Consider the following 20,811-nt stretch of genomic DNA (forward strand, 5'->3'; position numbering starts at 1 on the left):
GCCATCATGCTGACGTTTTTCATCAAACGCCCGCGCTTTGCGATGGTGATTGCGCTGGTCATCACCCTGCTGGGGGCCATCGCGCTGAGGATTATTCCGGTGGAGCAGTACCCGCAGATCACACCGCCGGTCGTGAATGTGTCAGCGTCATGGCCGGGCGCCAGCTCGGCTGACGTGGCGGAGGCCATCGCCACGCCGCTGGAGACGCAGCTGAACGGGGTGGATCATATGCTCTATATGGAGTCCACCAGTTCGGACGAAGGCACGTATAGCCTGAACATCACCTTTGCGGCGGGCACCGATCCGGATCTCGCCGCCATCGACGTGCAGAACCGCGTGGCGCAGGCCGTGGCGCAGCTGCCGACCGAGGCACAGCAAAACGGCGTGCAGGTGCGCAAGCGCGCCACCAACCTGATGATGGGGGTAAGCCTTTACTCACCAAATAACACCCACACGCCGCTGTTCGTCAGCAACTACGCCAGCACCCAGGTGCGCGAGGCGCTGTCGCGTCTGCCGGGCGTCGGGCAGGTACAGATGTTTGGCGCGCGCGACTACAGCATGCGCATCTGGCTGCGTCCGGACCGCATGAATGCCCTGAACGTGACCAGCGATGACGTGGCGCAGGCGCTGCGCGAGCAGAACGTGCAGGGGGCGGCAGGCCAGGTCGGCACGCCGCCGGTGTTTAACGGCCAGCAGCAGACGCTAACCATCAACGGGCTAGGGCGCTTAAACCAGGCCGACGACTTTGCCAACATCATTATCCGCACCGGGGAGATGGGCCAGCTGGTGCGCCTGAAGGACGTCGCCACCATTGAGCTTGGCTCGCGCAGCTACAGCTCTGGCGCGCAGCTGAACGGGCATGACTCCGCCTACCTTGGCATCTACCCGACGCCGTCCGCTAACGCCCTGCGCGTGGCCGATGCGGTGCGGGCGGAGCTGGAACGGTTATCCACGCGCTTCCCGGACGATCTGGTCTATGAAGTCAAATTCGACACCACCTCGTTTGTGGCCGCTACCATCAAAGAGATTGGCGTCTCGCTGGCGCTGACGATGCTGGCGGTGGTGGTCGTGGTGTCCCTGTTCCTGCAAAGCTGGCGCGCGACGCTGATTGTCGCCCTTGCCATTCCGGTGTCGCTGGTGGGCACCTTTGCGTTGCTCTACGCGCTCGGCTACTCCGCGAACACGCTCAGTCTGTTCGCCATCATTCTGGCGCTGACCATGGTGGTGGATGACGCCATCGTGGTAGTGGAGAGTGTCGAAACGCTGATGGCGGAAGGGCAGAGCCGCACGGCGGCGACCGCGCTGGCGCTGCGTCAGATTGCCGGGCCGGTGATTGCCACCACGCTGGTGCTGCTGGCGGTGTTTGTACCGGTGGCGCTCCTGCCGGGGATCGTGGGCGAGCTGTACCGCCAGTTCGCGGTGACGCTTTCGACCGCCGTCACGCTCTCAAGCCTCGTGGCGCTGACCCTGACGCCCGCGCTCTGCGCGATGCTGCTGCGCCCGCGTCCGGCACAGCCCGCCGCCGTTTTCCGTGGGTTCAACCGCGGGCTGGACGCCACGCGCACGCTTTACACCCGGATCGTGAGCGTGTTCAACCTCCGTCCGTGGCTGGCGCTGCTGGCCACCGCAGGCGCGGCGGCGGTGGTGGTATTCAGCTTTATGTCGATGCCAAAGGGCTTCCTGCCTCAGGAGGATCAGGGCTACTTCTTCGCCAGCGTCCAGCTGCCGGAGGCAGCCTCGCTGGAGCGCACCGAAGCGGTGATGACCACCGCGCGCGAGCTGATCGCTAAAAACCCGGCGGTGGAAGACGTGATTCAGGTCTCCGGGTTTAACATCCTCAACGGCACCAGCGCATCGAACGGCGGGTTTATCTCCATCATGCTCAAAGACTGGAGCGAGCGTCCGCCGCTGGATGAGGTGATGGGCACCCTTCAGCGCCAGCTGCTGGCCCTGCCGGAAGCCACCATCATGACCTTTGCACCGCCGACGCTGCCGGGGCTGGGCAACGCCTCCGGCTTCGATCTGCGCATTCAGGCACAGGCGGGGCAAAGCCCGGCGGAGCTGGAGCGCGTAACTCGCGAGGTGCTGGCGAAAGCCAACCAGCACCCGCATCTGAGCCGCGTGTTCACCACCTGGAGCAGCAACGTGCCGCAGATGACGCTCACCGTTGATCGTGAGCGCGCGGCCCGCCTCGACGTGCCGGTGTCGCGCATCTTCAGCAGCCTGCAAACCGCCTTTGGCGGCACGCGCGCCGGGGATTTCAGTGTCAACAACCGCGTCTATCACGTGGTGATGCAGAACGAGATGCAGTGGCGCGAGCGCGCAGAGCAAATCAGCGAGCTGTTCGTGCGCAGCAACAGCGGCGAGCGGGTGCGTCTGAGCAACCTCGTCACCATCACGCCGACCGTCGGCGCGCCATTTATTCAGCAGTACAACCAGTTCCCGTCGGTATCGGTGAGCGGCTCGGCAGCGGAAGGGGTGAGCAGCAGCACCGCAATGGCGGCGATGGGCGAGATTCTGGCGGAAAACCTGCCAGCCGGGTACGACTACGCCTGGAGCGGCATGTCGTATCAGGAGCAGCAGACCGGGAATCAGGCGATATGGATTGTGCTGGCGGCGGTGGTGATGGCGTGGCTGTTCCTCGTCGCCCAGTATGAGAGCTGGACGCTGCCGGCGAGCGTGATGCTCTCGGTGCTGTTCGCCATCGGCGGAGCGCTGGTCTGGCTGTGGCTGGCAGGCTATGCCAACGACGTGTACGTGCAGATTGGTCTGGTGCTATTGATAGCCCTCGCCGCCAAGAACGCGATCCTGATCGTGGAGTTTGCCCGCGCCCGGCGTATGGACGGAATGGCGATTGTCGATGCCGCGCGGGAAGGGGCATCGCGCCGCTTCCGCGCGGTAATGATGACCGCCGTGTCGTTCATCATAGGCGTCCTGCCGATGATGCTGGCGACCGGGGCGGGTGCCCAGAGCCGCCGCATTATCGGGACCACGGTGTTTAGCGGCATGCTGGTAGCCACCGTGGTGGGGATAGTGTTCATCCCGGCGCTGTTCGTGCTGTTCCAGCGCCTTCGCGAATGGGGGCACGGCCTTACGGACTCGTCGCCCACAGCTCACAGTGCTTCTGCACCAGAGAAATCAGCGAGCCGCCATCGGCGATAAAGTCCCGCATGCGCTGCGCCTCGCTCTTGCCCTGCTTTAACAGCAGGGCAATTTCCTTGATGGCGCTCGTCGCGCCGAGTTTCTCGGCCGACGGTGCAACCTGCTCCAGCAGCCAGGCGATATCTTCCGCCACGGTTTTGTGCTCGCCGGTATGCACGTCGGTCAGAATGCCTTCCAGCCCGTAGCGACAGGCCTGAAAACGGTTAAAGCGGTATAGCAGAAAATCCCGTTCCTGATGCTTATAGGGCCGCGCAGTCAGCAGCCAGTGCGACGTCGCCTGAATAAGCCCGGCGATGTTAATGGCGTGACCGAGCGTCAGCGGCGTATCCATCACCCGCACCTCTACGGTGCCAAAGTGCGGGCTGGGGCGGATGTCCCAGTGCAGATCCTTAATGCTGTCGATCATGCTGGTGGAACTCAGGCGGCGGAACAGCCCCTCGAACTCCTGCCAGCTGTTGACCCACGGCATCTGGCCGTTATCCGGGAACCCGGAAAATATGTTGAGCCGCGACGAGGAAAACTTGGTGTCCGTGCCCTGCATATAAGGCGACGACGCGGCGAGGGCGATAAAGTGCGGTACGAAGCGCGACAGGCCGTGCAGCAGGTAAATCGCGTCGTCCCCGTTTCGGCATCCCACGTGCACGTGCTGGCCGAACACCGTCGCCTGCAAAATCAGATAGCCAAAGCGCTCCAGCGTGACGTTATAGCGCTCGTCGTCACACACCTCCTGCCGCTGCCATTTCTGGAACGGGTGCGTGCCGCCGCCGCAGATCTGGATGTGCTGCTCCGACGCCGCCCGCAGGATGCTCTGCTGCATCACGGAGAACTGCGCCGCCGCCTGGTCGATGGTCTGGCATACACCGGTGGCGATTTCGAGCATGCTTTCGGTGATGTCGTGTTTGACTTCGCCCCCTTTGATGTCGTCTTTGACGGCGGCGATGAGGGCAGAGGAGTCCTGGCTCAGATCGTAACCCGGCGGGTTAACCACCTGGAGTTCGAGCTCAATGCCGAGGGTATAAGGTTCAGAGGACTTGAAATCGGGTAAGGGCATGGCGCACTCCGTTGTCTGTTATGTGTTGAGTATAGACAATGGGCGTGGCGCGCTCTTTTCAGGGTGGTATAACTGATAGCAGGCTTAGCAAAAGGGGAGTGACCCATGTCTGACTATCCAACCATTGCGCTGATTGGTCCCGGTGCGATTGGCACCACCATTGCCGCGGTGCTGCATGACGCGGGCCGTACGCCGCTGCTGTGCGGTCGCACCGCGCATCCGGTATTACGCCTGCGTCACGATGAGGATGAAACTGTGGTGCCCGGTCCGGTACTCACCGATCCCACCGTCATTACGCGCCCCGTAGACCTCGTTTTTGTGGCGGTAAAAACGACGCAAAATGCCGACAGCGCCGGGTGGCTGCGCGCCCTGTGCGATGAAAACACCGTGGTCTGCGCGCTGCAAAATGGCGTGGAGCAGAAAGCCCAGCTTGCGCCTTTGGTCAACGGCGCAACGGTGCTGCCGTCGGTGGTCTGGTTCCCGGCGCAGCGCGAGCCGGACGCCTCCGTCTGGCTGCGGGCAAAACCGCGTCTGACGCTACCGGACGTGCCGCAGGCGCAGCGGGTGGTCGAGACGCTTCGCGGTACGCGCTGTGATGTTGAGCTCTCGACAGATTTCGCCACCGTCGCCTGGCGCAAGCTGCTGCAAAACGCGGTCGCCGGGCTGATGGTGCTGGCCAATCGCCGCGCCGGGATGTTCAGACGCGAGGATATCAGCGAGCTGGCGCTGGCCTATCTGCACGAGGGACTTGCCGTCGCCCGCGCCGAAGGGGCGAAGCTGGACGATGCGGTGGCCCAGGAGATTCTGGCGAACTTCCAGCGTGCGCCCGAGGATTTAGGCACGTCGATCCTTGCCGACCGTCAGGCCGAACGCCCGATGGAGTGGGATATTCGTAACGGCGTGATCCAGCGCTATGGCCGCAGGCATGGTATTGCGGTGCCCATCAGCGACGTGGTGGTGCCGCTGCTGGCGGCGGGGAGCGAGGGGCCGGGCTAACGGCCGCTGTTTTTCCGTTCGGCGAGCGTGACGGTGGAGCAATAATCTGGGGATAGTCAGCCTTAAACACATATGCGAAACTTACCGCTTCTGAAAAAATGTGGTGGGACCCGCTCAATGTCAGAACCATCTTCGCAGTGCCTGTTTAATGAAGGAATGATTGCTTTTCCTGAGGGCTATCAGGACCGTACCGTCAATGTCTTCGCGCCGCCTGCAGCGGATGCGCCCGCGTTCAACATTTCCCGCGATGCCCTCAACCCCGGCGAAGCGCTTGCCGCGTATATCGATCGCCAGCTCGCCCTGATGGCAAAGCACATCAAGGGCTGGAAGCAGGGTGAGCGCAGCGCCGCTACGCTGGGCGACAGCCTTTTACAGGGGGAAACCGTCCATGCCAGCTACCTGCGCGACGGGAAACGCATCTGGCAGCAGCAGGCCGTGTTTAACGTCGACGGCGATAAAATCCTGGTGTTCACTATGACCTGCACCCGCGCGCCGGGCGATGCCGACGGCGCGCTGTTTGGCGATCTTCTCAGGAGCTTCCGCTTCCACCATTAACTTCAGGGACCGTTGTTATGTTTGAAGCAGCACGCGTTGGTGATGATATCGGCCACTCCGGTGCGCTGGCCGGGATGATTGCCGGAACGATTGTCGGTGGCCTGATTGCCGCAGCCGGGGGCATTCTGGCGGGGGCCATGTTTATTGCCGGTCTCGGCGCATCCTGTCTTGGCGTGGGCGTCCTGCTCGTCGGCGCCAGCCTGGCCGTGGGATATTACACCGGGGAACTGGCGACTGCCGCCAGGGACAGCATCGCCGACGCCGGGGCATCCAGCATGACGAAGAAAGGCGTCATCACCTCCGGCTCGCCCAACGTGTTTATCAACGGTAAACCCGCCGCGCTTGCCACCGATAGCACCGTCGACTGTTCTGACGACGGCTCGCAGCAGATGGCCGAAGGCTCTAAGCGTGTCTCCATTAACAGCCAGCCAGCGTCCCGCATCGGGGATCGCACCACCTGCGACGCGAAGGTGATGACCGGTTCAGACAACGTCATTATCGGCGGCGATCCGCAGCAAACCCTGCCCATTCAGTCTGAAGTGCCCGAGTGGCTCTACAAGGTCTCCGATCTTACCCTGCTGTTCGCCGGGCTTCTCGGCGGCTGGGGCGGCGCCGCTGGCAAAGTCGGGGCGCTCTCTAAGCTGCTGGGCAAAATCCCCGGCATCAACAAGCTGGCCCGTATCGCCTGTCGCGCCGGCACGCTGATGACCGGCGTGGCGGCCGCGGGGATCATCGCCCGCCCGGTGGATATCGTCAGCGGACAGAAGTTTCTCAGCGGGGATGATGAGCTGGACTTCGTCCTGCCTTCCCGTCTTCCGGTGCGCTGGCAGCGCTACTGGCGCAGCGGCAATCCCGGCGACAGCGTGTTGGGCCGCGGATGGAGCCTGTTCTGGGAAAGCCGCCTGGAGCCTTATCAGGACGGCCTGGTGTGGCGCGCACCGTCCGGCGATTACGTCGCCTTCCCGAAGGTCCCGAAAGGGATGCGCTCCTACTGCGAAAGCGAAAAAAACTGGCTTGAACATCACCAGGACGACAGCTGGTCGGTGTATGACGTCAGCGGCGAGCGCTGGCACTATGCGCCGCTGCGGGATGATGCCCCGTCGCTGCTCCAGCGCCTCTCCGAACCCTGCGGCAACGATATCCTCTTTGAGTGGAATGCGAATAATACCCTGCATGCCCTGACCGACTGTGCGGGCCAGCGCGTGGTCTGCCGCTACGACCGCGACAGGCTCGTTGGCGCCTGGCTGGATGACGAGATCTGCCTGGTCAGTTACGCTTATGATGAACAGCGCCAGCTGGTCTCCGTGACCGGCCGGGGCGGTAGCGTGCGCCGACGCTTCAGCTGGCAGGACGGGCTGATGAGCGCTCATGAGGACGCCAACGGCCTGCTGAGCGAATACCGCTGGCGGGAGATTGACGGCCTGCCGCGCGTGGTCGGCTTCCGCCATAGCGGCGGCGAACGGCTGACGTTCGAATACGATTTTGAGAACGGCACCCGCCGCGCGACCCGCGAAGACGGCGCGCAGGCGCACTGGCTGGTGGATGACGACGACAACGTCGCACGCTTCACGGATTACGACGGTCGCCAGACGACGTTTGTCTACCGCGACGGCGAGCTCTGCCACGTCATTCTGCCGGGCGGGGCGATGCGCCGCAGCACGTGGGACAAATACGGCCGCATGACCAGCGAGACGGACCCGGCGGGCCGCCGCACGGAGTATCACTGGCATCGCCTGACCGACCGCATCACCCGCACGGTGTACCCGGACGGTACCTCATCGCAGGCCATGTACGACCTTCGCGGTCGCCTGCTGTCGGAGACGGATTCGGCCGGTAGCACCACCGCGTATCGCTATCCCGATGATGAAGAATTCCTCCCGGAGAGCATCACCGACGCCATCGGTGGCGTGGTGCGCCTGGTCTGGAACCACCAGGGGCTGCTGACGCAGCGCACCGACTGCTCCGGCAGCGTCACCCGCTTCACCTACGACCGCTTCGGGCAACTGATTGCCAGCGAAGATGCAGAAGGGAATATCACGCGGCGGGAGTGGAGCCGTGCCGGGCTGCTCAGCGCCGTGATCCATCCGGACGGTAGCCGCGAGTCGCTGGTGTGGAACGAACGCGGCCAGCTCACGGGCTGGCGCGACCCGCTGGAAAGCGAGGTGAGCTGGGCCTATAACGCGCTCGGCCTCCCGGTCAGCCTTACCGACCGTATTGGCCGCGTGCGCCAGTGGCGCTACGACCCGCGCGGTAACCTGCTGCGACTCGATAACGGCAACGGGGCGGAATACCGCTTCACCTATGACGCCGTGGGCCGCCCGCTCAGCGAAACGCGCCCGGACGAGACCGTGCGCCATATGGAATGGGACGCGCGAGGGTTCCTTTGCGCGCTCGAAGAAAACGGCCGGCCTGCCGCCGACGGCGGCATCGCCCGTCGCGTCCAGCAGTTCAGCTATGACGACAGCGGGCTGCTGATCGGGCGCACTCAGCGCCACGCGGAGTACCGCTACTTCCGCGACCTGAGCGGCCAGATTACCCGCATTCGCCGCACGCCGACGGCCGAAGGCGTTGCCCTGGGTATTGAAAGCGATGAGATCGCTTACCGCCACGACGCCGCCGGGCGCGTGCTGAGCGAGTCCGGCATTAACGGCGCGGTGGGCTACGAATGGGATGCCCTGAGCAACCTGACCGGCCTGACGCTGCCCGGCGAGCAAAAGCTGGCCTGGCTGCACTACGGCTCCGGCCACGTCAGCGCCATCCGCTTCGGGCAGCAGCTGGTGACCGAGTTCACCCGCGACCGCCTGCACCGCGAGGTGCGCCGCACCCAGGGCGCGCGCGAGCAGCTCCGTCAGTATGACAGCCTCGGCAGACGCACCCTGCAGTGCAGCGAACTGAGCACGGACGTGACCCTGCCGGAGCAGGCGCTACTGGAACGCCTGTACCGCTACACCGCGCGCGGTGAGCTTTCCGGCGTCAGCGACACCCTGCGCGGTGAGGTGGATTACGGCTACGACGCCGAAGGGCGTCTGCTGAAGCACTACGAGGCCCGACAGGGACACAGCCGCGCGCAGTTCAGCTATGACGCCGCGGATAACCTCGCCGCCAGTGACGCTGCGGCACCGGTCACGGATAACCGCCTGCAGCACTGGCAGGCGCAGTTTATGAAATACGACCACTGGGGCAACCTGGTCAGCCGCCGCAACGGGCTATACGAACAGCATTATGCGTATGACGTCGAGAACCGGCTGGTGTCCGCCCGCGGAACCGGGCCGGAAGGGCGGTTTGAGGCGCGCTATCACTACGACGCGCTGGGCCGCCGCACGCGCAAAATCGTCACCACGACGCACGGCACCACCGACACCTGCTTCCTGTGGCAGGGCTACCGCCTGCTGCAGGAGCAGCAGGAGAGCGGGCTGCGCAGTACGTATATTTATGACCCGAATGAAGCCTGGAGCCCGCTGGCGCGGGTGGATCACCTTCGTGACCAGAGCAGCGGTGAGATTTACTGGTTCAGTACCGACCTGAACGGCGCCCCGCTGGAAGTGACCGACGAGCGCGGCGCGGTGCGCTGGAGCGGCCAGTACGGCAGCTTTGGCGAGGTGCGCCATCAGAGCGAAGGGTTCTCACGGCTTGTGAACCGCACGGCGATGGCACACCAGCCGCTTCGCTATGCCGGGCAATACGCTGACGGTGAGACGGGACTGCACTATAATCTGTTCCGCTACTACGACCCGCAGGTCGGGCGGTTTATTGTGCAGGATCCGATTGGGCTGAATGGTGGGTGGAACCTTTATCAGTATGCGCCGAATCCGTTGGGGTGGATTGATCCGCTGGGTCTTTCATGTACTGGTACAAACAGACGACAGGCTTTAAATAAAGCGAAAGACACCGCAGGTATCCCACGCTCTCAACAGCCAGAGAAACAATGGATTGTTGGAAGTGATAAGAGGAGAAGGGGAAGCACTAACTATCAATATTCAGAAGATCTTGGTTCTCATGGTAGATATTATGAATATACAGATGCTCAGGGGCATAAAAAGGTAGTTGTTGAGCATACCGCTGATCCAAGGGCTCCAGGTCCACATACACATGCTGGAAAATCTAAACCAGGCGCAGATCCTAGAACCTATGATTTTAAAGAGTCCAGGTATCAAAAGATTAATGTGCCTTCAACCAATGATCATCATATTTATTATGACTAGTAGAATTGAAGAAAAATTAATCATACATAGAGCAAAGGGATTTGCAAAAAGTATCGATGGGATTGACTCCTACTCTATCTCATTAGTGAATGAGAAGGGTTTTACTTGGCATCGTGAAGAGTTAAAAAGAGTTAACTCCATAAAAGATGAGATTGAAGGATTTCATTTTGAACAACCGGTTAATGTAAAGGAATTGGTCGAAAAAACGATAGATATATTACATGTGGATAACGAGGGTTCCTGTTGCTTTATCTATGAGGGTGTTGCCAGTGTATGTGTCCATGTGAAAGATTTTCGTTTATTTTTAGCAAGCCTTTTTAAAATAAATGATACTTATGACATATGTCTCCTTTTTAAAGATCCAGACAGGGTTTTTATTATCAGTGATGACGAGCATTCTTTAAGGATATATTACAAAAAAAATGATTTAAAGTCGGGGGGCATCTCCTCTGTCAGTTAGTTACATATTTAAAGATAGATTATTGATTTTGTTAATAGCTTAACCCACATCCTGTGGCAGGACTACCACCTGCTGCGGGAGCGGCAGGATTATGGACCGAATGAAGCCAGTTAGACGATTTGGGTAATATTTCAACGGACCCTAATTTAACCCATATGGGTATCCGAAATCCAGCTGATTACCCTGTTGTCAGAGGTCGACCTCCTGGGAGTGATAGATAATTATGAGCATTGAATATCATTTGATTGTAAACAGCTCTCACCAAGATGATATCTTCTTTGGAATTAAAGTTGTTTTCGAAAAGAGTGATTCATACATTTTGAGTCATTCTTCAGATAATGCATTTGGGTTTTCTATAAAAGATTCTTCATCTGATTGGGGGGCTGATTTCGAAATAGCAAAGAAAAAAGATGAATTTTTTATTCAAATTCACTCCGGCAATTATAAGAAAATTATGTCGGTAATAGAGAATTTCTCAACAATAAAGCAATTACTTTTGAGTTGGAAGAAGAGTAAATATATGCCGGGATTCTTCCCGGCAATTTTGTAGTTATTTTAATAAATTATTTTTTAGTGGTGATTTTTTTTAATTAATATGCTATCGCTATTGCTGAGTGATATTTATGAAGCTAAAAGTCTTATCCACTTCCCAGTTGAAAAGGTATAGCTTAGGTAATACAGGTCAAGCATTATATAGTCACGACCATTACAACACTTTCATAGAGATCGGTCTGGGAGGATGGAAGTAATGAAAGTAATTACTTTATCTATTGACTTTAAAGAAATAAATGATGTTACAGAATTTCATGATAGGGTTAAGCACTTGTTTGGCTTTCCTGATTTCTATGGTAATAATTTCCATGCATTCATAGATTGCCTGACTAGTTTGCGATTCCCAGAAGAGGGGATGACATCTTTAAACTTAAAGCAAGACGAGTTTTTATTACTTAAGATAAGTAATATCAACAATTTGAATGAGGGATTGAAGCATGATTTTCTTTTGTCAATTCAAGAGGTAAATAATAGAAGTATTTTATTTGGTGAGGAGCCAACTATCTTGTTATTGCTTTGTGCGCAACATAAGTGAAATATGGCGGGCGAAAAGAAAAATTCGGCTGTTTTTTATTATTTGATATTATTCTGAACGGAAGTATATTGCGGAAAGTATATTTTTCACTCACTATGTGGAGTGTAATCATAGATACTTTAGGGAGGGCTGATGAGAGGGGTTAAAGAGGCGTTGAAGCAACTAGCCGCTATTTGTAATGAATACTCGGTATCCGGAAATTTCAATACCGTTAATGACTTGGACAATGCATTTCCAACCAACCTACCTCGTTCCACAGATGTTGATTACTTATATAAAAATTACAATCCGGAAAAATTAAACATTGAAACAGGCTTCACGCCAATTAAAATTCACTCTGTCAGTGAGCTCTCGAAGGCTCAAAGTGGTTATGAATACTTACCGGATAATTATCTTGTTATTGGTGATGATTTAGGTGGAGGTAAACCTTTAATTGCGGTTATCGAAGAAGGGAATACCTCTGTCTATGCTAGTTATGATGTAATTGAACCATTTAAAATAGCTAGCAGTCTCTCTGGATTTATATTTTCATTAGCTGAGCTTATTGATTTGGTATATGGTCAATACGGTATCTTTGATATAGCAGATGATAATGACGAAGTGAAAGGTGACTTTATTGATGAGTTGCGGAAAAGAATTGCGCCTCTTATCGGTAATGAAGGTTTTAATGCATTCTATGATTATTTTTATGGCTAGGGTACATGTTTTTTATTTAAATAAATGAATGGGATATGCCTCGCTTGTCAGATTGTTCGCCGCTTTGATGGCTGCTGCAAAGTTCATTCTTTCGTTCTCCGGTAGAGGTACGTGAGCTTGTCATACTCTGCGTGAGTGCTGGTGTGTTTGATGAAGAGCTTTCCGCGCTCAAAATCAGTAAATAACATTACTCTTAAATACCCGCCACCTACGTCAATGACCCACCATTTTTCCCGGTATTTCATCCTCTCCCGGCTGGGGAAGCGCTTTCGCATGTCGTCTGGTGATGGGTAGTGGTCTCCTTTTAGTACCCAGTAAAGATCTTCCAGAGCGAGTTCTTGAATAGGAAAATGTCTGGTGGCCGCGTCGAAAGCGCTCTTGAGACTGCGGGCATTTTTGCCCCTTGTTTCCAGATTGGAAACATTTAAGGTGGTGGTCGGCGGGTTGAGAATGTGGGAATTGTCATGGATTGCAGTTTTCATTTGCTCGTGATAAAGGCGATCATTTAATGAGTGTGAACACTGTAAGAGGTGACTGTGAAAGAAATGTCCACTTTGTGCCAGGAGCGGACATTGTTATTAATAGCAGCAGACGCCAGCCGGACTCTCTCGTCTTACAGCACTTCAACCACTTCAAATTCTTCTGCGATCAACTCCATATCTTTAGAAAAATGACCTTCGCGGGTAAAAAATCGCTGATGCTCATTTCGCCAGTATTGAAGGCTTAAATCGCCTTCACCTTCTTTGCGGGCAAACTCCTCAGTCACATCACAAAAACGCACCAGTCGCATTGAAACCAGCCGGGTCACGCAGACCGGGGCATTCAGGCCATCAAGGATAATGTTATAGCTTCCAATCCTCGGGGCAGACTTTTCTTGCTGGTAAGAGGCAAAGGATCCGCAGGAGGCCGTTTTAATCCCTTTTTTAATCAGGTCCGCAAGCTCGCTGGCCAGTTCCGGGCTGTCTCCCATTTGCCAGGCATCTGCGCCTGGATACTTTACTTTTAATACCTCAACAGTAGCCATTAAGAGCCCTTTTTAATCGTCGATGAAAAATGTCATACAGAGTTTTAACATGAACTTTCCGGACATTAACATTGATGCTTTCCCTCTGCTACTTTGTCCGCTCTTCGCTCTTACCAGACATTCAAAAACAACATTAAATTTTGCGTATGGCCGGGGATCCGCTTCTTACCCAGCAGAACTCCGGCCTCCCATCACCCGCCTCAGTGCGCAGTTATATACGGCTCCTTCACAAACTCCGCCAACAACCAGACCATATCATGCAGTAGCCCGACGAGTTCTTTCGCCACGCTCGCAGGCAGTGTCCCGCCCATCACCGCCAGCGTTAATGCCACGGCATAATCCACCTGCAACACCGTTTCCTGCCAGCAGTCCGGCACGCAGGAAGTAATCTTTTCACCTGCAATCAATTGCTCAACCAGATACGACGGAAGCTCTGAGTCACAGCACTCACGCAGCCGCTTCAACGCAGCCAGCAATCGCTCACAGAGCGTGGTAAACGTCACTGTGTCGTCAGTTTCCACCAGCACGCTGACATACGCGGCGCAGGTATCAGCCAGCTCGAAAAGATCCGCAAAATCGGAAATTGAAGCGTTGATTAGATGATGAACAGCGCTTTCTTCAGAGAGCGCATAAGAAAAGTTAGGTGTAGTAGCCATTTAGCATCCTCGTTGTGCAGAAAAGTGTCATGTTATGCTAACGGGTTCCTACGCCCGGTTACGGATGTGCCGCAACGCAGGCACTTTACGACCGTGAAGAAGGGATGAAAAGGGATAACCCTGAATTACATAAGGTTGCTTGCAGGTTTGCGAGGCGGCTTCCAGAAGGGCATTGCCGCGTGGCGGCTACGCCCGACCCGGCCTCCAAAACCACCGCGATACGACCCGTAGGCCCGCGCAAGCGCAGCGCCGCCGGGCACAGTTTGCACTGTGGTTACGTCTTACGCAGACCTTTTCATTTTGAGCATCCCTTCTAATGATGTCTGCGTCGCGCGGGAGGATTTTCCCGCCTGTGAACAAAACACCCCAAACTCCCGGCACAGTGAAAGCGTAGACATTTTGTAGTACATGGTAGACCTCAAGCCAGAACGATGTCTGGCACCGCGACCAGCCATCCGGGCGTTTAAATGGTTAAAATAAATAATAATAATCATTGCGCAATAAATTTCGCTGTGTCTTAATAGCGTCATCGGTTTGGAATACAGACCTTATGAAAGCAGTTTTAGTAAAGCAGTCCTCAGTTCAGGTGTTATCAGTAGATACTCCTTCTTCGTGAGCCTCCTCCTAAGTGCCAAATAAGTAACTCTCGAAATACAGGCCATCATCGCCGCGCTTATGTGGCTCATAAATTAAGGATTTATCTATGTCTAATAAAATGACTGGTTTAGTAAAATGGTTCAACGCAGATAAAGGTTTTGGCTTTATCACCCCTGACGACGGCAGCAAAGATGTATTCGTACATTTCTCTGCAATTCAGAGCGACAACTTCAAAACGCTTGATGAAGGTCAGAAAGTTTCCTTTACCATTGAGAATGGCGCAAAAGGTCCAGCAGCTGGAAACGTTTCTCCACTGTAACCCGCGCTAAATATCAGTGCGGCGTACGATAGCGATGAAGACAATAGTCCGAGCAGTTAAGCTGTACTGATAAAATTAACCCGCACCTGTGCGGGTTTTTTATTTTTAAAGGGTAATGGTACTGAGTTTTATATGGCAGCCTGCCCGTACTCCCTTCAAATTCAGCCTCAAAAACTGCTTCGCAATAAATTGGGCATCAATACAGTCCGCAGTTTCTGAAAAGGTTCATCCCTGCTCCCGTTCCCCCTCGCTCATCATCGCCAGAAACCGTTTCACCGTCCGTGAGCGTTCAAAGCGCCGCCAGCAGAGCGCGATATCGGTATAAAGCTCCGGTGAGCTCAGCGCGTGGTAGGTGACATTCGGCGGAGAAATAGCGGCCATCGATTTCGGCACCAGCGCGAACCCGCCGCCAGCGGAGACCATGCTCAGAGAAGAGGAAAGTTGTGAAGATTGCAGCGTGTGTTGCATATCGACTCCGGCCCTCTCGCAGCTGCCGTAAACGCGGTCATACAGCCCCGGCGCGACCTCCTGGGGGAACAGCACCACCGGTGTCTCCCGAAGCTGCTCTAACGCCAGCGAATCGCACGCAGCCAGAGGATGATCGCGATGCAGCGCCACCACCATCGGCTCCCGGTCGAGGATTTTTAGCTCGAACACCTTGCTGCTTTCGCACGGCAGGCGCACAAAGGCGATATCCAGTTCACCCTCCGCCAGCATTGTCGTCAGCGAAGACATATTGGCTTCCACCTGGTGAACCTGCACCGCCATGTTCTGCACCTGAAACTGACGAATCAGCGCGAAAATTTTGGGATGAAAGGCGTCGGAGCTGGTGATGCCAATCGAAAGGCTGCCGTTCAGCCCGCGCGCGATGCCCCGGGCTTTCTCCAGCGCGGCGTCGCTCAGCGCCAGGATCTTACAGGCGTCCTCATAGAAGGCTTCTCCCGCCTCGGTCAGCTCCACGCCCCGCGTCAGGCGCCTGAACAGCGGCGTGCCCACTTCCTCTTCGAGCCGTTTGATCTGCTGACTCAGAGGAGGCTGTGAAATACCCAGCGCTTTGGCCGCCCTGGTGAAGTGTCGCTCGCGTGCTACCGCGACAAAATAGCGCAGATAACGAAGTTCCATATCAAAAACGTCTCAAACCAGCATGGATTCTATATTGGAACTCTCTGCTGAATCGGGTCAACATTTATTTAACCTTTATAAATAAAGTTGAAGAGGACGGGCATGATGATGCATTCATCTGCATGCGACTGTGAGGCGAGTTTATGCGAGGCCCTGCGTGGGTTTTCGGCTCAGCATCCTGACAGCGTGATCTATCAGACATCGCTAATGAGCGCCCTGCTAAGCGGCGTCTACGAAGGGGAGACGACGATCGCCGACCTGCTGGCACACGGTGATTTTGGTCTCGGCACCTTTAACGAGCTGGACGGTGAAATGATTGCCTTCAGCAGCCAGGTGTACCAGCTGCGCGCCGACGGCAGCGCCCGCGCCGCGAAGCCGGAGCAAAAAACGCCGTTCGCGGTGATGACCTGGTTCCAGCCGCAGTACCGCAAAACCTTTAACGGTCCGGTCAGCCGTCAGCAGATCCACGACGTGATCGACCAGCAGATCCCCTCCGATAACCTGTTCTGCGCGCTGCGCATCGATGGCAACTTCCGCCATGCGCATACCCGCACCGTTCCGCGCCAGACGCCGCCGTACCGGGCGATGACCGACGTGCTGGACGACCAGCCGGTGTTCCGCTTTAACCAGCGCGAGGGCGTGCTGGTCGGGTTCCGCACCCCGCAGCATATGCAGGGCATCAACGTGGCGGGCTATCACGAGCACTTTATCACCGACGACCGTCAGGGCGGGGGACATCTGCTCGACTATCAGCTGGAGAGCGGCGTGCTCACCTTCGGCGAAATCCACAAGCTGATGATTGACCTGCCCGCCGACAGCGCGTTTTTACAGGCCAACCTGCACCCCAGCAACCTTGATGCGGCTATCCGCGCCGTCGAAAACTAACAGGAGAACTATCGTGAACAGTGAGAAACAGTCACGTCAGTGGGCGCACGGCGCCGATATGGTTGTCGGCCAGCTGGAAGCGCAGGGCGTGAAGCAGGTGTTCGGGATCCCGGGCGCGAAGATCGACAAGGTCTTTGACTCTCTGCTGGACTCCTCCATCGAGATTATCCCGGTGCGTCACGAGGCCAACGCGGCGTTTATGGCGGCAGCGGTAGGGCGGTTAACCGGCAAGGCCGGAGTCGCGCTGGTCACCTCCGGGCCGGGCTGCTCCAATCTGATCACCGGCATCGCCACCGCCAACAGCGAAGGCGACCCGGTCGTCGCGCTGGGCGGGGCGGTGAAGCGGGCGGATAAAGCCAAGCTGGTGCACCAGAGCATGGACACTGTCGCCATGTTCAGCCCGGTGACCAAATACGCCGTAGAAGTGAACTCCCCGGACGCGATTGCCGAGGTGGTGTCCAACGCGTTTCGCGCTGCCGAGCAGGGCAGGCCGGGCGGGGCGTTTGTCAGCCTGCCGCAGGATATTGTCGACCAGCCCACCACGGGGGCGATTTTACCCGCCAGCGGCCCGGCGCTGATGGGCCCGGCACCGGAGTCCGCCATTAACGACGTGGCGAAGCTTATCGAGAACGCCAAAAACCCGGTCATTTTACTCGGCCTGATGGCCAGCCAGCCCGCCAACAGCGCCGCGCTGCGCACGCTGCTGGAGAAAAGCCGCATTCCGGTCACCAGCACTTATCAGGCCGCCGGGGCGGTGAATCAGGAACACTTCACCCGCTTCGCCGGGCGCGTCGGCCTGTTCAACAACCAGGCCGGAGATCGGTTGCTGCATCTGGCGGATCTGATTATCTGCATCGGCTACAGCCCGGTGGAATACGAGCCGTCCATGTGGAACAGCGGCGACGCGACGCTGGTGCACATTGACGTGCTGCCCGCCTATGAGGAGCGCAAGTATGTTCCCGATCTGGAACTTGTCGGGGATATTGCCGCCACGCTGAATCTGCTTGCCAGCCGAATCGAGCACAAACTTGAACTCAGCCAGCGCGCCTCGGAAATTCTTGTCGATCGCCAGCATCAGCGTGACCTCCTCGACCGTCGCGGCGCATCGCTAAACCAGTTTGCCCTGCATCCGCTGCGCATCGTGCGCGCCATGCAGGACATCGTGAATAACGACGTAACGCTCACCGTCGATATGGGCAGCTTCCACATCTGGATCGCCCGCTACCTCTACAGCTTCCGCGCGCGTCAGGTGATGATCTCCAACGGTCAGCAGACCATGGGCGTGGCGCTGCCGTGGGCGATTGGCGCGTGGCTGGTCAACCCGGGGCGCAAGGTGGTGTCGGTCTCCGGGGACGGCGGATTTTTGCAGTCGAGCATGGAGCTGGAAACCGCCGTGCGCCTCAATGCCAACGTGCTGCACATCATCTGGGTGGATAACGCCTACAACATGGTGGCGATCCAGGAAGAGAAAAAATACCAGCGTCTCTCCGGCGTGGAGTTTGGCCCGGTCGATTTCAAAGCCTATGCCGACGCCTTCGGTGCGAATGGCTTTGCCGTCGAGAGCGCCGACGCGCTCGAACCGACGCTGCGTGCCGCAATGGATGTCGATGGCCCGGCCGTGGTGGCCATTCCCGTCGACTACAGCGATAACCCGCTGCTGATGGGCCAGCTCCATCTCAGCCAGATTTTGTGAATCAATATAAGGACAGAGAAATGCAAAAAGTGGCTCTCGTAACCGGCTCCGGCCAGGGGATTGGCAAAGCGATCGCGCTTCGCCTGGTGAAGGACGGCTTTGCCGTCGCTATTGCGGATTACAACGAAGAGACGGCGAAAGCGGTCGCGGATGAGATCACCCGCAACGGCGGGAAAGCCGTCGCCGTGAAGGTGGACGTCTCTGACCGCGACCAGGTGTTTGCGGCGGTGGAAAAAGCCCGCACCGCGCTGGGCGGCTTCAACGTCATCGTCAATAACGCCGGGGTGGCGCCGTCTACCCCTATCGAATCCATCACGCCGGAAATTGTCGACAAGGTCTACAACATCAACGTGAAAGGGGTGATCTGGGGCATTCAGGCCGCGATTGACGCGTTCCGCAAAGAGGGGCACGGCGGTAAAATCATCAACGCCTGCTCCCAGGCGGGCCATACCGGCAACCCGGAACTGGCGGTGTACAGCTCCAGCAAGTTCGCGGTGCGTGGCTTAACCCAGACCGCCGCGCGGGATCTCGCGCCGCTGGGGATCACCGTTAACGCCTATTGCCCGGGCATCGTCAAAACGCCGATGTGGGCGGAGATCGACCGTCAGGTCTCCGAGGCGGCGGGTAAACCGCTCGGCTACGGAACGGAAACCTTTGCCAAACGCATCACGCTTGGCCGTTTGTCCGAACCGGAAGATGTGGCCGCCTGCGTCTCTTACCTCGCCGGACCAGACTCCGACTACATGACCGGTCAGTCGCTGCTGATTGATGGTGGGATGGTGTTCAACTAAATTCTAATAAGCTCTGACATGAACTTTCCCCTGCTCCCGTGCAGGGGCTTTTTTTTGTCTCCTCAGCCATTGTGCATTACACTGCGCGCTGCAAAACTTTAGTCTTAAGATCTGACAGGCGGTAACAGCGATGAACGGTACAATCACAACGTGGTTTAAAGATAAAGGCTTCGGATTTATCAAAGATGAAAACGGCGACAACCGCTATTTTCACGTGATTAAGGTCGCCAACCCTGATCTGATTAAGAAAGATGCGGCGGTGACCTTCGAACCCACCACAAACACCAAAGGCCTTTCCGCGTATGCGGTGAAGGTGATCCCGGAGAGCAAGCATCTTTATATCGCGGGCGAGCGCGTGAAGCTCACCTCGATCAAATCCTTCGTGGTGTTCAGCGAAGAAGAGCCCGTTGAGACCAAAATCGACAAAGAGAACGCGGTGCTGTCGGTGGGGCTACTGATGAACAGCATCAAGCCGAAAAGTGAGAAAAAGCCGGGCGAGATGCGCACGGTGAAGAAGCTGGCGATCACCACCTTCCAGAACACGACGATGATCTTCACCGAAGATGAAATCGACATCGACGCGACGGTTAAGCTGCTGAAGTAATTTTATGCCGGGTGGCGGCTACGCGTTACCCGGCCTGCACGTTCTTCCTTTTCGACCGCTTTTTAACCTGCTATAACAAACTCCTTACCTTGCAGGGAGTCACCGCCGTGCCCGAAATCAATCAACATGGTCAAACCGTTAACGATATCGTCCCCGACTGGAAATGTGCCCGAGCGCTAACTCGCACGCCGCTAACCGGCCAGTATTGTCGTCTGGAACCGTTGGACGCAGAACGCCACGCGGCGGATCTGTTTGAAGCTTACGCACTGGGCGATGACAGCGACTGGACGTGGCTTGCCAGCACCCAGCCTGTGAGCGTTGAGGCTACTGCGCACTGGGTGCTCGGAAAGGTGCTGGATGACGACCTGGTGCCCTTTGCCGTTATCGATCTGCGCACCGAAAAGGCGGTAGGGCTGGTGAGCTATATGGCGATTGAACGCTTTCTGGGATCGGTGGAAATTGGCCACGTCACCTGGTCGCGCAAGATGAAAGGCACCCGCATTGGCACCGAAGCGGTGTGGCTACTGCTGAAAAATGCCTTTGAGCATAAATATCGTCGGCTGGAGTGGAAGTGCGATTCGATGAACACCGCCTCACGCAACGCGGCGGAGCGGCTGGGGTTTGTCTGGGAAGGGCGCCTGCGCCAGAAGCTGGTGCGCAAAGGACGCAACCGCGACAGCGATATGCTCTCTATTATTGACGGCGAGTGGCCGGAAAGGGACGCGGCGTTGCGCGCGTGGCTGGCGGCGGAGAATTTTGACGCGGAAGGACGGCAGGTCAGGCGGTTAGAGGAATTTCGAAAATAATTTTCCCTCACCCTAACCCTCTCCCAAAGGGCTGAGGGATCCCCAGTAATTTTTTTATGCAGAAGCAATAAAGTTGCTTTCTAAATGACTGAGGGCTGTCAGCGA

The 20,811-nt window shown here is 56.9% G+C and carries 19 protein-coding genes; 14 read left to right on the forward strand and 5 right to left on the reverse strand.

Features of this window, described 5'->3' with window-relative positions; translation table 11 throughout:
• Positions 1-6: 6 nt before the first annotated feature.
• Positions 7-3,162 carry an efflux RND transporter permease subunit gene (locus IM282_RS06700; RefSeq protein WP_192970247.1) on the forward strand — a complete coding sequence of 1,052 codons (3,156 nt, stop codon included), beginning with the start codon at positions 7-9 and terminating at the stop codon, positions 3,160-3,162.
• Here the strand turns inward: IM282_RS06700 and IM282_RS06705 are convergent.
• Complete coding sequence (locus tag IM282_RS06705; RefSeq protein WP_022647338.1) at positions 3,092-4,213, reverse strand: YbdK family carboxylate-amine ligase; 1,122 nt, start codon at positions 4,211-4,213, stop codon at positions 3,092-3,094. The genes IM282_RS06700 and IM282_RS06705 overlap by 71 nt on opposite strands.
• A gap of 105 nt (positions 4,214-4,318) precedes the next feature.
• Here IM282_RS06705 and IM282_RS06710 point away from each other — a divergent pair, with 105 nt between their 5' ends.
• From IM282_RS06710 to IM282_RS06740, 7 genes are all read left to right on the forward strand, one after another.
• Entirely contained in the window at positions 4,319-5,209 is an 891-nt protein-coding gene (locus IM282_RS06710; RefSeq protein WP_045307912.1) for an oxidoreductase, read from the forward strand.
• Between the two features lie 117 nt (positions 5,210-5,326).
• The gene (locus tag IM282_RS06715) at positions 5,327-5,764 is read left to right on the forward strand and encodes a DcrB-related protein (protein ID WP_038415594.1); all 438 of its coding nucleotides are present in this window, start codon (positions 5,327-5,329) and stop codon (positions 5,762-5,764) included.
• A gap of 17 nt (positions 5,765-5,781) precedes the next feature.
• Positions 5,782-9,966, forward strand: coding sequence for an RHS repeat-associated core domain-containing protein (locus IM282_RS06720; protein ID WP_192970248.1), 4,185 nt, complete (start codon positions 5,782-5,784; stop codon positions 9,964-9,966).
• Positions 9,959-10,426 carry a hypothetical protein gene (locus tag IM282_RS06725; protein WP_192970249.1) on the forward strand — a complete coding sequence of 156 codons (468 nt, stop codon included), beginning with the start codon at positions 9,959-9,961 and terminating at the stop codon, positions 10,424-10,426. Before IM282_RS06720 ends, IM282_RS06725 begins: the two co-directional genes overlap by 8 nt.
• Positions 10,427-10,649: 223 nt before the next feature.
• Complete coding sequence (locus IM282_RS06730) at positions 10,650-10,976, forward strand: hypothetical protein (protein WP_048966880.1); 327 nt, start codon at positions 10,650-10,652, stop codon at positions 10,974-10,976.
• Between the two features lie 198 nt (positions 10,977-11,174).
• Entirely contained in the window at positions 11,175-11,513 is a 339-nt protein-coding gene (locus tag IM282_RS06735; RefSeq protein ID WP_023299531.1) for a barstar family protein, read from the forward strand.
• A gap of 132 nt (positions 11,514-11,645) precedes the next feature.
• Entirely contained in the window at positions 11,646-12,209 is a 564-nt protein-coding gene (locus IM282_RS06740) for a hypothetical protein (protein ID WP_192970250.1), read from the forward strand.
• Between the two features lie 83 nt (positions 12,210-12,292).
• On the opposite strand, the gene IM282_RS06745 is transcribed toward IM282_RS06740, so the two are convergent.
• From IM282_RS06745 to IM282_RS06755, 3 genes are all read right to left on the reverse strand, one after another.
• A complete protein-coding gene (locus IM282_RS06745; protein WP_032671566.1) occupies positions 12,293-12,622 on the reverse strand; it encodes a type II toxin-antitoxin system HigB family toxin in 330 nt (109 codons plus the stop codon).
• 200 nt (positions 12,623-12,822) lie between these two features.
• Entirely contained in the window at positions 12,823-13,233 is a 411-nt protein-coding gene (locus tag IM282_RS06750; RefSeq protein ID WP_023299534.1) for an ASCH domain-containing protein, read from the reverse strand.
• A 200-nt stretch (positions 13,234-13,433) separates the two neighbouring features.
• The gene (locus IM282_RS06755) at positions 13,434-13,889 is read right to left on the reverse strand and encodes a hypothetical protein (RefSeq protein ID WP_192970251.1); all 456 of its coding nucleotides are present in this window, start codon (positions 13,887-13,889) and stop codon (positions 13,434-13,436) included.
• A 703-nt stretch (positions 13,890-14,592) separates the two neighbouring features.
• Here IM282_RS06755 and cspA point away from each other — a divergent pair.
• Positions 14,593-14,805 carry an RNA chaperone/antiterminator CspA gene (cspA, locus tag IM282_RS06760; protein ID WP_022647355.1) on the forward strand — a complete coding sequence of 71 codons (213 nt, stop codon included), beginning with the start codon at positions 14,593-14,595 and terminating at the stop codon, positions 14,803-14,805.
• A 225-nt stretch (positions 14,806-15,030) separates the two neighbouring features.
• Here cspA and IM282_RS06765 read toward each other — a convergent pair whose 3' ends face one another.
• Positions 15,031-15,927 carry a LysR family transcriptional regulator gene (locus IM282_RS06765; RefSeq protein WP_038415606.1) on the reverse strand — a complete coding sequence of 299 codons (897 nt, stop codon included), beginning with the start codon at positions 15,925-15,927 and terminating at the stop codon, positions 15,031-15,033.
• Between the two features lie 105 nt (positions 15,928-16,032).
• Here IM282_RS06765 and budA point away from each other — a divergent pair, with 105 nt between their 5' ends.
• The 5 genes from budA to IM282_RS06790 all read left to right on the forward strand — a co-directional run bounded on the left by budA (position 16,033) and on the right by IM282_RS06790 (position 20,706).
• The gene (gene budA, locus IM282_RS06770; RefSeq protein WP_192970255.1) at positions 16,033-16,812 is read left to right on the forward strand and encodes an acetolactate decarboxylase; all 780 of its coding nucleotides are present in this window, start codon (positions 16,033-16,035) and stop codon (positions 16,810-16,812) included.
• Positions 16,784-18,505 (forward strand): acetolactate synthase AlsS, encoded by a 1,722-nt coding sequence (alsS, locus tag IM282_RS06775; protein WP_226839831.1) that lies wholly within the window; start codon positions 16,784-16,786, stop codon positions 18,503-18,505. Before budA ends, alsS begins: the two co-directional genes overlap by 29 nt.
• Positions 18,506-18,525: 20 nt before the next feature.
• Positions 18,526-19,296, forward strand: a complete 771-nt coding sequence (locus IM282_RS06780) for a (S)-acetoin forming diacetyl reductase (RefSeq protein WP_022647359.1) — start codon at positions 18,526-18,528, stop codon at positions 19,294-19,296.
• A gap of 130 nt (positions 19,297-19,426) precedes the next feature.
• Positions 19,427-19,900: a cold-shock protein gene (locus IM282_RS06785; protein ID WP_022647360.1), complete on the forward strand. Its 474-nt coding sequence runs from the start codon at positions 19,427-19,429 to the stop codon at positions 19,898-19,900.
• 107 nt (positions 19,901-20,007) lie between these two features.
• Positions 20,008-20,706, forward strand: a complete 699-nt coding sequence (locus IM282_RS06790; RefSeq protein WP_192970253.1) for a GNAT family N-acetyltransferase — start codon at positions 20,008-20,010, stop codon at positions 20,704-20,706.
• Positions 20,707-20,811 lie beyond the last annotated feature (105 nt).

Origin of the sequence: Enterobacter cloacae complex sp. P29RS (assembly GCF_014893445.1) — a bacterium.
GTDB lineage: Bacteria > Pseudomonadota > Gammaproteobacteria > Enterobacterales > Enterobacteriaceae > Enterobacter > Enterobacter intestinihominis.